15 protein-coding genes are annotated in these 13,439 nt (G+C 61.5%); 5 read left to right on the top strand and 10 right to left on the bottom strand.

Translation table 11 applies throughout. The features are described 5' to 3' along the window. Positions 1-91: 91 nt before the first annotated feature. Entirely contained in the window at positions 92-907 is an 816-nt protein-coding gene (locus KUA23_RS10555; protein WP_100491101.1) for an AraC family transcriptional regulator, read from the top strand. On the opposite strand, the gene KUA23_RS10560 is transcribed toward KUA23_RS10555, so the two are convergent. The 6 genes from KUA23_RS10560 to KUA23_RS10585 form a co-directional block, all read right to left on the bottom strand. After that, entirely contained in the window at positions 878-2,224 is a 1,347-nt protein-coding gene (locus KUA23_RS10560) for a sensor histidine kinase (protein ID WP_252993896.1), read from the bottom strand. The two genes, KUA23_RS10555 and KUA23_RS10560, sit on opposite strands and share 30 nt — an antisense overlap. After that, complete coding sequence (locus KUA23_RS10565; RefSeq protein ID WP_252993897.1) at positions 2,221-2,961, bottom strand: response regulator; 741 nt, start codon at positions 2,959-2,961, stop codon at positions 2,221-2,223. Before KUA23_RS10565 ends, KUA23_RS10560 begins: the two co-directional genes overlap by 4 nt. Positions 2,962-2,966: 5 nt before the next feature. Further along, entirely contained in the window at positions 2,967-4,400 is a 1,434-nt protein-coding gene (locus tag KUA23_RS10570; protein ID WP_214498436.1) for a catalase, read from the bottom strand. A gap of 96 nt (positions 4,401-4,496) precedes the next feature. Continuing rightward, positions 4,497-4,913 carry an Ohr family peroxiredoxin gene (locus KUA23_RS10575; RefSeq protein WP_252993898.1) on the bottom strand — a complete coding sequence of 139 codons (417 nt, stop codon included), beginning with the start codon at positions 4,911-4,913 and terminating at the stop codon, positions 4,497-4,499. Positions 4,914-4,950: 37 nt separating this feature from the next. Further along, positions 4,951-5,322, bottom strand: a complete 372-nt coding sequence (locus KUA23_RS10580; protein WP_099494538.1) for an RNA polymerase sigma factor — start codon at positions 5,320-5,322, stop codon at positions 4,951-4,953. A gap of 79 nt (positions 5,323-5,401) precedes the next feature. Then, positions 5,402-6,181 carry a creatininase family protein gene (locus KUA23_RS10585; RefSeq protein ID WP_099494540.1) on the bottom strand — a complete coding sequence of 260 codons (780 nt, stop codon included), beginning with the start codon at positions 6,179-6,181 and terminating at the stop codon, positions 5,402-5,404. A gap of 226 nt (positions 6,182-6,407) precedes the next feature. Between KUA23_RS10585 and KUA23_RS10590 the strand changes: the two genes are divergently transcribed. Continuing rightward, the gene (locus KUA23_RS10590; protein ID WP_078047789.1) at positions 6,408-7,475 is read left to right on the top strand and encodes an AI-2E family transporter; all 1,068 of its coding nucleotides are present in this window, start codon (positions 6,408-6,410) and stop codon (positions 7,473-7,475) included. Positions 7,476-7,478: 3 nt separating this feature from the next. On the opposite strand, the gene KUA23_RS10595 is transcribed toward KUA23_RS10590, so the two are convergent. The 3 genes from KUA23_RS10595 to KUA23_RS10605 all read right to left on the bottom strand — a co-directional run bounded on the left by KUA23_RS10595 (position 7,479) and on the right by KUA23_RS10605 (position 8,525). Beyond that, the gene (locus tag KUA23_RS10595) at positions 7,479-7,661 is read right to left on the bottom strand and encodes a hypothetical protein (RefSeq protein WP_078047790.1); all 183 of its coding nucleotides are present in this window, start codon (positions 7,659-7,661) and stop codon (positions 7,479-7,481) included. 91 nt (positions 7,662-7,752) lie between these two features. Then, positions 7,753-7,947 (bottom strand): hypothetical protein, encoded by a 195-nt coding sequence (locus tag KUA23_RS10600; protein ID WP_068931762.1) that lies wholly within the window; start codon positions 7,945-7,947, stop codon positions 7,753-7,755. A 224-nt stretch (positions 7,948-8,171) separates the two neighbouring features. Then, the gene (locus KUA23_RS10605) at positions 8,172-8,525 is read right to left on the bottom strand and encodes a hypothetical protein (RefSeq protein ID WP_068931763.1); all 354 of its coding nucleotides are present in this window, start codon (positions 8,523-8,525) and stop codon (positions 8,172-8,174) included. A gap of 156 nt (positions 8,526-8,681) precedes the next feature. Here KUA23_RS10605 and KUA23_RS10610 point away from each other — a divergent pair, with 156 nt between their 5' ends. The 3 genes from KUA23_RS10610 (at position 8,682) to KUA23_RS10620 (ending at position 12,632) form a co-directional block, all read left to right on the top strand. Then, on the top strand, positions 8,682-9,500 hold the full coding sequence (locus KUA23_RS10610; RefSeq protein WP_078047791.1) for a shikimate 5-dehydrogenase: 819 nt from the start codon (positions 8,682-8,684) through the stop codon (positions 9,498-9,500). A gap of 104 nt (positions 9,501-9,604) precedes the next feature. Continuing rightward, positions 9,605-10,750, top strand: coding sequence for a nitric oxide-sensing protein NosP (gene nosP / locus KUA23_RS10615; RefSeq protein WP_100491097.1), 1,146 nt, complete (start codon positions 9,605-9,607; stop codon positions 10,748-10,750). After that, the gene (locus KUA23_RS10620; protein WP_078047793.1) at positions 10,692-12,632 is read left to right on the top strand and encodes a PAS domain-containing hybrid sensor histidine kinase/response regulator; all 1,941 of its coding nucleotides are present in this window, start codon (positions 10,692-10,694) and stop codon (positions 12,630-12,632) included. The genes nosP and KUA23_RS10620 overlap by 59 nt, the downstream gene beginning before the upstream one ends. Before the next feature lie 141 nt (positions 12,633-12,773). On the opposite strand, the gene KUA23_RS10625 is transcribed toward KUA23_RS10620, so the two are convergent. Beyond that, positions 12,774-13,439: a response regulator transcription factor gene (locus KUA23_RS10625; RefSeq protein ID WP_078047794.1), complete on the bottom strand. Its 666-nt coding sequence runs from the start codon at positions 13,437-13,439 to the stop codon at positions 12,774-12,776.

Raw genomic sequence — 13,439 nt, forward strand, 5'->3', positions numbered from 1 at the left:
CGGGTCGTGGAAGTCGAACCGATCGTAGCAATGTGCAAGAATCGACAAATGCCAGCTTATATCGACAAAGTGACAATGCGATGAGCCCACCATGAAGCAAGATGCCCGCGCCGTCGGTAAACCCGTCGAAATGAACGGACGCAGCGAGGACTACCTGGATTACCAGGACGTGCCCCGTGTGCTCATGGCCCTTGTGCGCAACCAGGCGGCCGGTGCCTATAACGCGCCGCACACCCATCGCCACGGCCAGTTGCTGTATGCGGTCAGTGGGGTGATGCGCGCCGTTGCCCAGGGCAGCCTGTGGTTCTTGCCACCCAAACGGGCACTGTGGATTCCCGCCGAAGAAGAACACGATCAACTGATGCTGACGCCGGTGCAGATGCGCTCGATCTATATCCAGGCCGACGCGGCCGCCGGTTTCGGTGACCGGTGCCGGATCGTCGATGTATCGCTGCTGTTGCGTGAGCTGATTCTGGTGCTGGCCAATGAGCCGATCGAGTACGAACTTGAAGGCCGCAATAGTCACGTGGTGGCGCTGATCCTCAGCGAGCTGGCCGCCGCGCGCACCTTGCCGTTGCAGATCCCGTGGCCGCTCGACCGCCGACTGCTGATGGTGTGCCGCGCGATACTTGAAACACCTGGGCAAACCCACACGGTGGCGTATTGGGCTGACCAGGTCGGCGCCAGTTCACGCACGCTGATCCGCTTGTTTCTCAAGGAAACCGGCCTGACCTACCGCCAGTGGGTGCAGCAGGTGCGCCTGGCCTGTGCCCTGGAACGGCTGGAGAATGGCGAGCCCATCGGCCGGATCGCCCAGGACCTGGGGTATGTGAGCGCCAGTGCCTTCAGTGCGATGTTTCGCCGCGCGATCGGCGTTTCACCGCGCGACTTTCTGGTCCGCGACTGACGGCATGGGTGACTGGCAGCGAGGCAGCAGCAACTGCGCGCACAACCCGCCGCCCTCGCGGTTGTAAAGGGTCAGACCGCCTTGCAGGGTGTGCGCCAGCTGCTGCGCAATGGCCAGGCCCAGCCCGGTGCCGCCGGTGGTGCGGTTGCGCGAGCTTTCGACGCGATAGAACGGCTTGACCACGTCGGGCAGTTGCGCCTCGGGAATGCCGGGGCCACGGTCAAGGATCTGGATCGACAGATGCGCATCGGCGTGGTGCTCGACGTTGACCGTGACGTCGCTGCCGAACTTCAACGCGTTGTCCACCAGGTTCACCAGCACCCGACGCAGTGCGTGGGGGCGGGTGTCGATCACGGTGCTGGTGGGCGCGGTGAGCACCACCTGTTTGCCGACGTCCTGATAGTCGAACACCAGGCTGTCGAGAAACGAATGCAGGTCGACCCGGCGACTGGCCTCGATGGTGCCGTCCATGCTGCGTGCATAGGCCAGGCCTTCCTGGACCAGGTGCTGCATTTCACTGAGGTCATTCCAGAGTTTTTCCCGCTCCACCGACTCCTCCATGAGCTCGGCACGCAGTTTCATACGCGTGATCGGGGTTTGCAGGTCGTGGGAAATAGCCGCGAGCAGTTGCATGCGTTCCTTGATGTGGGTGGCGATGCGTTCCTGCAGGGTATTGAAGGCCACGGCCGCGTAGGCCACCTCGGTGGGGCCGTTCTCATCCAGGCGCGCGCCGCCGCCGTTGGGGTCCAGGCGGTCGACCGCATTGGCCAGGCGTGTCAGCGGCTCAGTCGCGGTGCGCACGGCCAGCAGGGTGCAGCCGAGCAGCAGCAACAGCTGCACCCCCAGTAACAGCGGCAGCCAGGGCGACAGCGGTGAGACTTGTGGGCGCACATCAATGGTCAGCGGCGTGCCATCGCGCAGGCGCAAGTGCGCCTGATAATGCGGGCGTTTGTCGGGGATGATATTGAAGGTCAGGCTGTAGTCCTGGCCCAGGGTGGCCACCATCGAGTGCACCGAGGCGGGCGCGGTGGTCATGTCCATCGGCTGGCCAGGCTGGCCTTCATCCAGTTGGTAGCGATAGGTGGCATGTTCGAAGCGAGGCAGCCAGGCTTGACGCTCTTCTGCGGGCAGGCGTTCGAGCATGGCTACCGAGGTGCTGATGTCCTGTTCGAAATTGCCCAGCATCAGCGACATGGCGCTTTGGTAACGCTCATAAAACTGCAGCCCGAAGGAAAGCCCGTGGGCGATCACCAGGCTGGTCAGAAAGATCAGCGTCAGGCGCGAGGCCAGGGAGCGCGGCCAGCGCAGCCGTTTCACGAGGCTTCTCCCAGGATTTCCACCGGGTAGGTGAACACATAGCCTTCGCTGCGCACTGTCTTGACGTAGGCCGGGTCGCGCGCGTCATCCAGCAGGCGCTGGCGCAGGCGGCTGACCAGCAAGTCGATGGAGCGGTCGAACAGGTCGGCATCGCGGCCCTGGGTGAGATTGAGCAATTGATCGCGGCTCAGTACACGCTGGGGGTGGTCGACAAAGACCCGCAACAGGCGGTATTCGCCGCCGCTCAGGTTGACGATGGTGCCCTGGGCGTCCATCAGGTGGCGTGCGGTGGTGTCCAGCCGCCATTTGCCGAAGGCCACCAGGCGGCTGGCTTCGCTGACGATCAGGTTGGGCGGCAGTGAGCGGGTGCGGCGCAATATGGCGTTGATGCGCGCCAGCAGCTCGCGGGCGGCGAAGGGTTTGACCAAGTAATCATCGGCGCCCATTTCCAGGCCGATGATGCGGTCGGTTTCGTCGTTGCGTGCGGTCAGCATCAGGATCGGCGTGGCTTTGTGTTTGCCCGCACGCAGCTCGCGGCACAGCACCAGCCCACCGTCGCCCGGCATCATGATGTCGAGCACGATCAGGTCCACCGCCGTGGCATCGAGCAAGGCGCGCATTTGCCGACCGTCCGAGGCCACCGTGGTGCGCAAGCCGTTTTTCTTCAGGTAATTGCCGACGAGTTCGCGGATCTCACGATCGTCGTCGACAATCATAATGTGATCGATATGGTCCATCTGGCTCACCCTAAGAGTTCGATGGCGCGGGCAACACCCGCGCCATAGGTAGGATCGGCTTGCGTGCAGTGCTGGATATGGCGCGCTTTGGCTTGGGGGCTGGCGCCCTGGATGGAACGCGCGGTGTTGTCGAACAAGGCCTGTTGCTGGGTGGCGCTCATCAAGCGGAACAGTGCGCCGGGTTGGGAAAAATAGTCCGTGTCTTCCCGGTGGTTCCAATGCGCAGCGCTGCCTTCCAGGGCCAGCGGTGGTTCGCGAAAGTCGGGTTGCTCCACCCATTGCGCGTGGCTGTTGGGTTCGTAGCCGAGGGTGCTGCCGGCATTGCCGTCGGTGCGCATCTGCCCGTCGCGGTGGTAGCTGTTGACCGGGCAACGCGGGGCGTTCACCGGGATCTGATGATGGTTCACGCCGACGCGGTAGCGCTGCGCGTCGCCATAGGCGAACAGGCGCGCCTGCAGCATCTTATCCGGCGAAAAGCTGATGCCCGGCACCACGTTGGCGGGGTTGAAAGCGGCTTGTTCGACGTCGGCGAAGTAGTTGTCGGGGTTGCGATTGAGCTCCAGGACACCCACTTCGATCAGCGGATAGTCCTGATGCGGCCAGACTTTGGTCAGGTCGAACGGGTTGATCGCATAAGTGCCGGCATCCGCCTCCGGCATGATTTGCACGTGGAGCGTCCATTGCGGGAAGCGGCCCTCTTCGATGCTGGTGTACAGGTCGCGCTGGGCGCTTTCACGGTCGTCGCCGACCACTTGGCTGGCCTGCTCGTCGGTGAGGTTGTGGATGCCTTGCGCGGTTTTCCAGGTGAATTTCACCCAGAAACGCTCGTTGGCCGGGCTGATAAAGCTGAAGGTGTGGCTGCCAAAACCATGCATGTGTCGATAGGACTGCGGCAACCCTCGGTCGCTCATCACAATCGTGACCTGGTGCAGGGCTTCGGGCAGCAGGGTCCAGAAATCCCAGTTGTTGCGCGCGCTACGCATGTGGGTGCGAGGGTCACGTTTGACGGCGTGGTTGAGGTCGGGAAATTTCAACGGGTCGCGCAGGAAAAACACCGGGGTGTTGTTGCCCACCAGGTCCCAGTTGCCTTGCTCGGTGTAGAACTTGATGGCGAAACCACGGATGTCCCGCTCGGCATCGGCAGCGCCGCGCTCGCCGGCCACGGTGGAAAAACGCACGAAGATATCCGTGGTCTTGCCCACGTGGGAAAACAGGTCGGCCTTGGTGAACCGGGTGATGTCTTGGGTGACGGTAAACCGGCCGAACGCGCCGGAGCCCTTGGCGTGCATGCGGCGCTCGGGGATGACTTCACGGTCGAAGTGCGCCAGTTTTTCCAGCAGCCAGACGTCCTGCAACAACACGGGGCCGCGGGGGCCGGCGGTCTGCGAATGGTTGTTGTCGACCACGGGTGCGCCAGCGGCTGTCGTCAGTTTTTTCATGCTCAAGTCCCCTTGTTTCTGATTGTTGTGTCAGGGAGCATCAAACCAGACCCCTCAGGGCACCGCGATTGCACGTAGGTATCGAGTCACTGAACCTCAGTTCAGGGTGAAGCTGACGTCGATGTTGCGGCGTGTGGCTTTCGAATAGGGGCAGTTCTGGTGGGCCGCTTCAATCAATTGCCTGGCTACCTCGGGTTCTATCTCGGGCAACGAAACGCTGAGGTGCGCCTGCAAGAAAAAACCCTGTGCGCCGTGCAGCAGGTCGACTTGGGCATCAATCGCCGCCGTGGCCGGAAACAGGATTTTTCGGGCATTGCAGGCATGGCGCAGCGCGGCCAGGAGCGATGCCGACCAGCACACCGCAAACAGTTGCTCGGGGTTGGTGCCGCTCCCCGGAGCACCGGGCGGGGAGAGCTTGATACCCAGCCGGCCATCCACGCTACGCCCTGCGCCCTCTCGACCGCCTGTGGTAGAGGTGTGGCCGGAATACAGAATTTTTTCGATGCTCAGCATGGGCATTTCCTGGGAAGAATCGACGGCAGTGGGAAAGTCAAATTGCCCACTGGATAGATGGCGAATTCAGCAGAGGGGTGACGCTGGTGGACGGCAGATATCCCAACAGCGTCGTACGGGCGATCTCCAGCAACCAGGCTCGGAACGGCGTGGCAGCGTCGTAGCCTGCGGCATTTTCCAGCACGGCCAGGAAGGCTTCACGTACCAGGTATTGGATGTTTTCATGGCGAATCCGCCCGGCCTGTGCCTGGCCCTCATAAAAAGCCACCAACAACGGTGTGACGTTGTCCCACAGTCGCCACACGGCGCCTCGGTCACCGTTGAGCACATGCTCCATCAATGTGCACAGCCTTTCATTGCCGAGACGGCCCACCTTGCACAGGCAATTGCCGCGATAACCTTCGGTCATGGTTGCATCCCTCTTGAATGCTGACGGTGATGAGATTCAAGAGTGATGCCTGGCCGCGTTGGCCACCAGTTAGGCGGTGTTAGCAGTTGTTAGTCGAGGCGCTGACCGGGCCGAGCGGAGTTGATTCGTGGCTGAATGCCTCCAGCTCGCGTACCAGGCTTTCGGCCGCCAGCCTGACTAGCTCACCGCCTTTTTTCGGCGTCGCTTGGCCCGGGTCCGAGCCCATGCGGCCGTCCGGGAAGCGTGCGCGGAAGTCATGGGCCTCGCGAATCGGCCCGGAATTGGCGATTTGCGGCGAATAGGTCGCCGACTTGATCGCGTCCGGGTAGGCCCATTGAGTCACCGCAATCTCCGACGGCGTGGCGTGGATCCCGTGGCCGGTGGGGAACTGTCGGTTGGCCAGTGCGCCAACGCCTTCCAGGTCCCACCAGTTGCTCAGTTTCAAGGCGAACCCGGCGGATTGCCTGGCAAAACTGGCGCGGGCATACAGTTGCGAAAATGCCGCTTCGATCGAGGCAATGTTGCCGCCATGGCCATTGAGGAAGAGGATCTTCTCGAAGCCGTGGGCAACCAGGGAAAGCACCCAGTCCTCAATGGCCGCGATAAACGTCGACGGGCGTAACGTGATGGTGCCGGCAAAGCCCAGGTGATGCTGGGCCATACCGATATTGAAGGTGGGGGCGATCAGGATATCCGACGTTTCTTGTGCCTGGTGGGCAATGATCTGCGGACACATCCAGTCGGTGCCTAGCAGGCCAATGGGCCCGTGCTGCTCGTTGGAGCCGATGGGAATCACAATGGTGCGGCTGCGTTCAAGAAATTGCTCGATTTCAGCCCAGGTGGACATGTGTAAAAGCATGATGGCCTCTCTGTTTGACAGAGCCCCGGTGGGAGCGTGATGGAGTATTGCAAGTGCACGCCAATCTCATCACGGGGCAGGGGCAGCGAACATTGCACGATGGTGTCGATCCACGCGCTGTGGGCGGGTCTATGCTTGTTCAATAACCGAGGGCACTCCCAGGTTTCGCTGCGGACTAAGCAACAGGGCCTACATGGGCCCTCTGCTTTTCTGACATGGACCGGACATGAATCAAACCAACCTGCAATTCAAAACCCTGCTGTTGCTGCTGGGCCTGGTGACCGTCGCCTTTATCTGGATACTGCTGCCGTTCTATGGCGCGGTGTTCTGGGCGGTGATCCTCGGCATCATCTTTGCCCCTATGCAGCGTCGCCTGCAGCTGCGCTTTGGCTGGAACCGCAACTTCACCTCCCTGGCCACCTTGAGCGCCTGCCTGGTCATTGCGATCCTGCCGGTGATCATCACCAGCGCCTTGCTGGTGCAAGAGGGCGCGACGCTTTATAAGAATGTCGAAAGCGGCAAGCTGGACGTGGCGGGGTATATCGAGCAATTCAAGAATGTGTTGCCGCCGTACTTCCAGCACCTGCTGGACCGCTTTGGCATGGGCAACCTGGAAGGTTTGCGCGAGAAAATCGTCAAGAGCGCCATGCAGGGCAGCCAGTTCTTTGCAACCCAGGCGTTCAGCTTCGGGCAGGGCACGTTTGATTTCCTGGTGAGCTTTTTCATCATGCTGTATTTGCTGTTCTTCTTGCTGCGCGATGGCCCGGAACTGGTGCGCAAGGTGCGCACGGCGGTGCCGTTGGCCGAGCCGCAGAAGCGCCGGTTGCAGCTCAAGTTCAACCGGGTGGTGCGTGCCACGGTCAAGGGCAATGTGCTGGTGGCCGTGACCCAGGGCGCGCTGGGCGGATTGATCTTCTGGTTCCTGGATATCCCCAGTGCGTTGCTCTGGGCGGTGCTGATGGCATTTCTGTCATTGCTGCCGGCGGTGGGCGCGGGGATCGTGTGGGGGCCAGTGGCCGCCTACTTCCTGTTGAGCGGTTCGATCTGGCAGGGCGTGGTGCTGGCGCTGTTTGGCGTGTTTGTGATCGGCCTGGTGGACAACGTGCTGCGCCCGATTTTGGTGGGCAAGGACACCAAGATGCCCGACTACCTGATCCTGATCTCGACCCTGGGCGGTCTGTCGGTGTTTGGCTTGAACGGTTTCGTGATCGGGCCACTGGTGGCGGCGTTGTTCATGTCCAGTTGGGCGCTGTTCGTGGAGAGCAAGCCGCGAGTCAAGTTGCCATTACCCTGAACCTCAGGCATGCAGCCTGAAGTTCGAGGCCTGTTGCAGTTGTTTTTCAGCGGCCGACAAGGACGTGAGCGGGCCGCTGATGGCTTCGCCATCGCGCACCAGGTACCAGCAGGCGAGTAAACCCGACTCCCGAAGGCGGGCGGGGACGGCGCTGCCGATGACGGACATGATCTGAACAGTGGGCATAAGGACCTCCAATTGCTATGGGGGTCACCTTACGGGTTGGGCCTGCGTAGGAAAAATCACCTGTCTTGATAGTCGACATCGACGCGAGGCGTCAGTCCACCACCTGATCGAGCATGTTCACCACTTCCTGCTCGCTGACCAAACCCTTGCGCACCAGGTTTTCTGCCAGCAGCGCGAGGAACTTGGCGCTGCGGTGGCCTTCCAGGTGCTTGAGCTCGGTGAGGGCGTTGTAGACCTTGCTGGACGTACAAAGGCCGGCGGTGCGGTGCGGGTTTTGCGTGGGCATGGTCAGTCGTCCTTGTTGTTATTGGGTGGACAGAATCGATAGTGGAAGTATGTCGTGACACAAACATGACAGCGCGAGGCCTGTTCGGGCAAGTAGACATTGGTGTTGATGATGTGCGATTTCAGCTCTATCAGTGTCCTCAAAGCGACCTTGGCGCTGTAAATCCGGACTTTTCAGGCAAAAAAAGGCCCCGCAACCTGCGGGGCCTGTTTCCAGATGAGTCGTTACCAGCCGCGACGGTAGTAGCCGTGGGGAGGGCCGTAGTAGCCACGGGGTGGGCCGTAATAGACCGGCGCCGGGCGATAATAAACCTGCTGTTGCACATACACCGGTGGCGGCGGTGCGTAGTAGACCGGCGGCGGCGCGGCATACACCGGCTGCGGTTGCACATACACCGGCTGCTGCACATAGACCTCACGCGGCTGGCTGGCAACCACGGAGCCCACGACTGCGGCGCCGACTAAAGCACCCAATACAGCCGGGCCACCCCAACCACCACCGTGGGCGGAGGCTTGGCCTGCCATAGCGAGTGCGCCAACAAGCAAGGCGATCTTGGGGATTGTACGAATCATGGTCATTCCTCGGTTAGCCCCAGCGCTTGTGGTCTGTCATCAATAGACTCAAGTAATGTCGCGGGGATACTTTTAAGACAACGTATTTCTAAAAAACAGCACAGCCGCTAGGTAAAGGTTGTGTAAGGTCTGTACCGATTTGCTTACTCAAAGGAGCTACCCATGCAGATGCACCCCAACAAAGACACCCAACTGTGCATGTCTCTGTCGGCGCGCCCGGGGAATTTTGGCCTGCGTTTTCATAACCACCTGTACGAACAGCTGGGTCTGAACTTCTACTATAAAGCCTTCAGCAGCCAGGATTTGCCCGGCGCGATCGGTGGTATCCGCGCGCTGGGCGTACGCGGTTGCGGGGTTTCCATGCCGTTCAAGGAGGCTGCCATTGCCTTGGTGGACGAACTCGACGATTCAGTCCAGGCCATCGACTCCCTGAACACCATCGTCAACACCGACGGGCACCTCAAGGCCTACAACACCGACTACATCGCCATTGAACAACTGCTGAAAAAGCACGCGGTGCCGAAAGACTCGACCTTCGCCCTGCGGGGCAGCGGCGGCATGGCCAAGGCCGTGGCCAGTGCCTTGCGGGATGGCGGCTACGCCAATGGCGTCATAGTGGCGCGCAACGCGGCGGCAGGCCGGGCCCTGGCGCAAAACCTGGGCTATGCGTGGCAGGCCGAACTGGGCGACCTGCGCCCACAGATGCTGATCAACGTCACCCCCATTGGCATGACCGGTGGCGCCGAGGCGGATGCGCTCGCGTTTGATGCCGACGCGGTGGATTCTGCCGAGACTGTGTTCGATGTGGTAGCGATCCCCAGCGAAACACCGCTGATCGTGCGTGGCCGTGCCAAAGGCAAGCGGGTGATCACGGGCCTGGAGGTGATCGCCATCCAGGCCCTGGAACAGTTCGTGCTCTATACCGGCGTGCGTCCGACTCCCGAGCAGTTCGAGAAAGCCGTGGCCTTTGCCCGAGCCTGAGGAGTAGGGGTTTCATCCCAACGCATCCCCGACCCAGTACCCAAGTAGCATAGGTCTCCCTCCTGGCCCTTCGTACACTGGTGCCTCAGAGGGGGGAGCCAACGATGCACAACAGTGAAGGCGTAGTCAGTGCCATGTCCCAGGCCACGGATGCCGGGCAGGCCGCCGAAGAGCTGGCGCGGCAACTGCTGCACCCATACCTGGGGTTTGTGCTGTTTTTCTGCTCGGCGTCCTATGACCTGCAGGCCCTGGGTCAAGCGCTGCAACAGTGCTTTGGCAGCGTGCGCGTGGTCGGTTGCACCAGCGCCGGCGAAATCACCCCTCAAGGCTATGGCCGTAACTGCATCACGGCGGTGGGCTTCAACCATGCGCACTTTTCCATCGCCACTGAACTCATCGACCAGGTGGAGCATTTCAGCCTGATCAACGCCCAGGACATGGTCGAGCGCCTGGTCGGCGGCTGCCGCAGCAATACCCTGGCGCCGATCAAGGGCAACACCTTTGCGCTGACATTGCTCGATGGCCTGTCCAGCCGTGAGGAAATGGTGCTGGCGGCCCTCAGCGCGGCCCTGGGGGATATTCCCCACTTCGGCGGTTCGGCGGGTGATGACAACTTCCTCACCCACACCCACGTGTACTTCAATGGCGTGTTCCACAGTGGCGCGGCGGTGGTGGTGCTGGTCAATACCTGGCTGGATTTCGAGGTGTTCACCACCCACCACATCCTGCCGCGCACGGAAAAACTGGTGGTCACCGGCGCTGACAGTCCCTCGCGCCGAGTCTTCGAACTCAACGCCGAGCCCGCCGCCGAAGAGTACGCACGGCACATCGGCGTGGCCGTGGCCGATCTCGACCACCGCACCTTCGCCGCCCACCCACTGGCCGTGCGCATCCACGACCAATACTACCTGCGCTCGATCCAGCAGGTGCACGACGACCTGAGCCTGAGTTTCTACTGCGCGGTGGAAAACGGCATCGTGCTGACGGTCATGAAACCGGGGCCGATCCTGCCCAACCTGCAAACCCTGTTCGGTGGCCTTCAGGCGCGCCTCGGCGACCTGTTGCTGACCATCGGCTGCGATTGCTTTTTGCGCCGCCTGGAACTGGAAGACGCCGGCGACCTGGAACAGATCGGCGGTTATTTGCGCGATCAGCGGGTGATGGGCTTCAACACCTACGGAGAACAGTTCAATGGCATGCACATCAACCAGACCTTCACCGGGGTCGCCATTGCCCGAGGCCGACGCTGAACTGCTCGCCCAGTTGGCCCGGCTGCAACAGGACAACCACAAGCTGGCCCGGATCAACGCGGCGCTGATCGAGCGCATCGAGTCCGGCATGACCCAGGGCAACAACCCCTACACCACCTTCCAGCATTCGGTGGTGCTGGCCGAGCAAGTGCGCGAACGCACCGACGCTTTGAACCAGGCGATGGCCGAGCTCAAGGCCAGCAACCACCTGCTGATCAACGCGCGGCTGCGGGCCGAAGCCTTGCGCGGCGAGCAGGTGGCGGCGCAGAAAGCCCAGGAGAGCGAACGCTGGATCCGCCTGATCACCGACAACGTACCGGCGCTGATCGGCTACCTGAATGCCGACCTGGTCTACGAATTCACCAACAAGGTCTATGAAGAATGGTACTGCTGGCCGCGCGGCATGATGCTCGGCCAGAGCCTGCGCCAAGTGCACAGCGAGCAACATTGCCAGCGCCTGGACGCCTACGTCGCCCGCGCGCTGGCCGGCGAGAGCGTGACTTTCGAGTTCGCCGAAACCAACATCAACAACCAGGAGCGCTACATGCTGCGCTCCTATGTGCCGAATATGCTCGCCAGTGGCGAAGTGGTGGGGATCTTCGTGTTGATCCGCGACATCACTGAACGGCGCCGCACCGCCGAGGCCCTGCATCAGGCCTATCAGCACCTGGAGCAACGCGTGGCCCAGCGCACCTCGGAACTCACGTCGCTCAACGACCAGTTGCTCAAGGAGATCGACGAGCGCCGGCGCATGGAAACCCGTCTGCGCGAAGCCAAGCTGGAAGCGGAGCAGGCCAACCTATCGAAGACCAAATTCCTTGCGGCGGTCAGCCACGACCTCTTGCAACCGCTGAATGCCGCGCGCCTGTTCACCAGCGCATTGCTGGAGCGCCCCAGCGAAACCCTGGTGCGCAATGTGAGCAACTCCCTGGAAGACGTGGAAAACCTGCTGGGCACGCTGGTGGATATTTCCAAGCTGGATGCCGGGGTGATCAAGGCTGATATCGCCCCGTTTGCACTGAGCGAATTGCTCGACAACCTGGCTGCCGAATACACCGAACTGGCGCGCAGCGAAGGGCTTGAGCTGCACTTTGTCGGTTGTTCGGCATTGGTGCGCAGCGATATCCAGTTGCTCGCGCGGATCCTGCGCAACCTGTTGAGCAATGCCATTCGCTACACCTACTCAGGGCGCGTGGTGCTGGGTTGCCGACGCCAGCAGCAGCGCTTGCTGATCCAAGTGTGGGACAGCGGTATGGGCATTGCCGAGGACCGGCTTGAAGAGATTTTCCAGGAGTTCAAACGCGGCGATATCCAGCGTCCGGACCAGGACCGTGGGCTCGGGTTGGGCCTGGCGATCGTGGAGAAAATCGCCGGCATACTGGGCCATCGCATCAGCGTCAGGTCCTGGCCGGGCAAGGGCTCGATGTTTTCGGTGGAAGTGCCGCTGAGTGCCACTGCGCCAAAGTCATTGCCGACGCTGTGCATGAGCGAGCCGATGCTGGAGCGCTTGCAAGGCGCGCGCGTGTGGGTGTTGGATAACGACGCCGCGATTTGCGCCGGTATGCGCACCTTGCTCGAAGGCTGGGGCTGCCGGGTGATCACCGCGCTGTCGGAGCAGGACCTGGCGCGGCAGGTAGACAACTACCATGCCGAGGCGGACTTGCTGATTGCCGACTACCACCTGGACGACGACCAGAACGGTGTGGACGCCGTGGCCCGCATCAACGCCCGGCGCGGCAGTGCGGTGCCGGCACTGATGATCACCGCCAACTACAGCAATGAGTTGAAGCTGCAGATACGCGAATTGGGGCACACGTTGATGCACAAGCCGGTGCGGCCGATGAAGCTCAAGACCGCCATGAGTCATCTGCTTGGAAAATAAACACTGAAACACCTGCGCACGCAGATCAAATGTGAGAGCTGGCTTGCCTGCGAAAGCGGTGTATCAGTTACGGCTGTGCAAACTGACCCAGCGCTTTCGCAGGCAAGCCAGCTCCCACCTCGACCTCGTCGTCTTGACGTTTCAGCGGCGCAGGTACGAGCCGAAATCGATATCCCCAGCGCTGAGAATCGCCTGCACCCGATTGTGCACATTCAGTTTGCGCAGAATCGCCGACACATGCGCCTTCACCGTGGTCTCGGCAATCTCCAGCGTGTAGGCGATCTGCTTGTTCGACTCGCCCTTGGTCATCCGTTCCAGTACCAGCAACTGCTTGCGCGTCAGCGCTTGCAGCAGTTCTGGCGCAAACCCGGGGCTGTCGTTCATGCGGCGCTGCCCGCTGTTGCGCTGGGTGCGGATGATGTCCGGCGGCAGGTACACGTTGCCGTTGAGAATCTGCTGGATCGCTTCGGTCATTTGCAGGCGGGGTGACGACTTGGTGATAAAACCCACGGCGCCGTAGGTGATGGCTTGCAGCACGATCTGCTTGTCTTGCTCGGCCGAGACGATCACCACCGGGATGGTCGGTGACTCGTTGCGCAGGTTGATCAAGCCGTTGAGGCCATGCATGCCGGGCATGTTCAAGTCCAGCAGGATCAGGTCGAGGTCGTCGTGTTCCTGGGTCAAGGCGAGGGCGCTGTCCAGGTCGGCGGTTTCCATCACGTCGCTGCCGGGGAAACCGTCGCTGATGACGTTATGGATCGCCTCGCGAAACAGCGGGTGATCGTCGGCAATCAGAATTTTGTACAT

This window comes from Pseudomonas pergaminensis (assembly GCF_024112395.2).
GTDB classification, from domain to species: domain Bacteria; phylum Pseudomonadota; class Gammaproteobacteria; order Pseudomonadales; family Pseudomonadaceae; genus Aquipseudomonas; species Aquipseudomonas pergaminensis.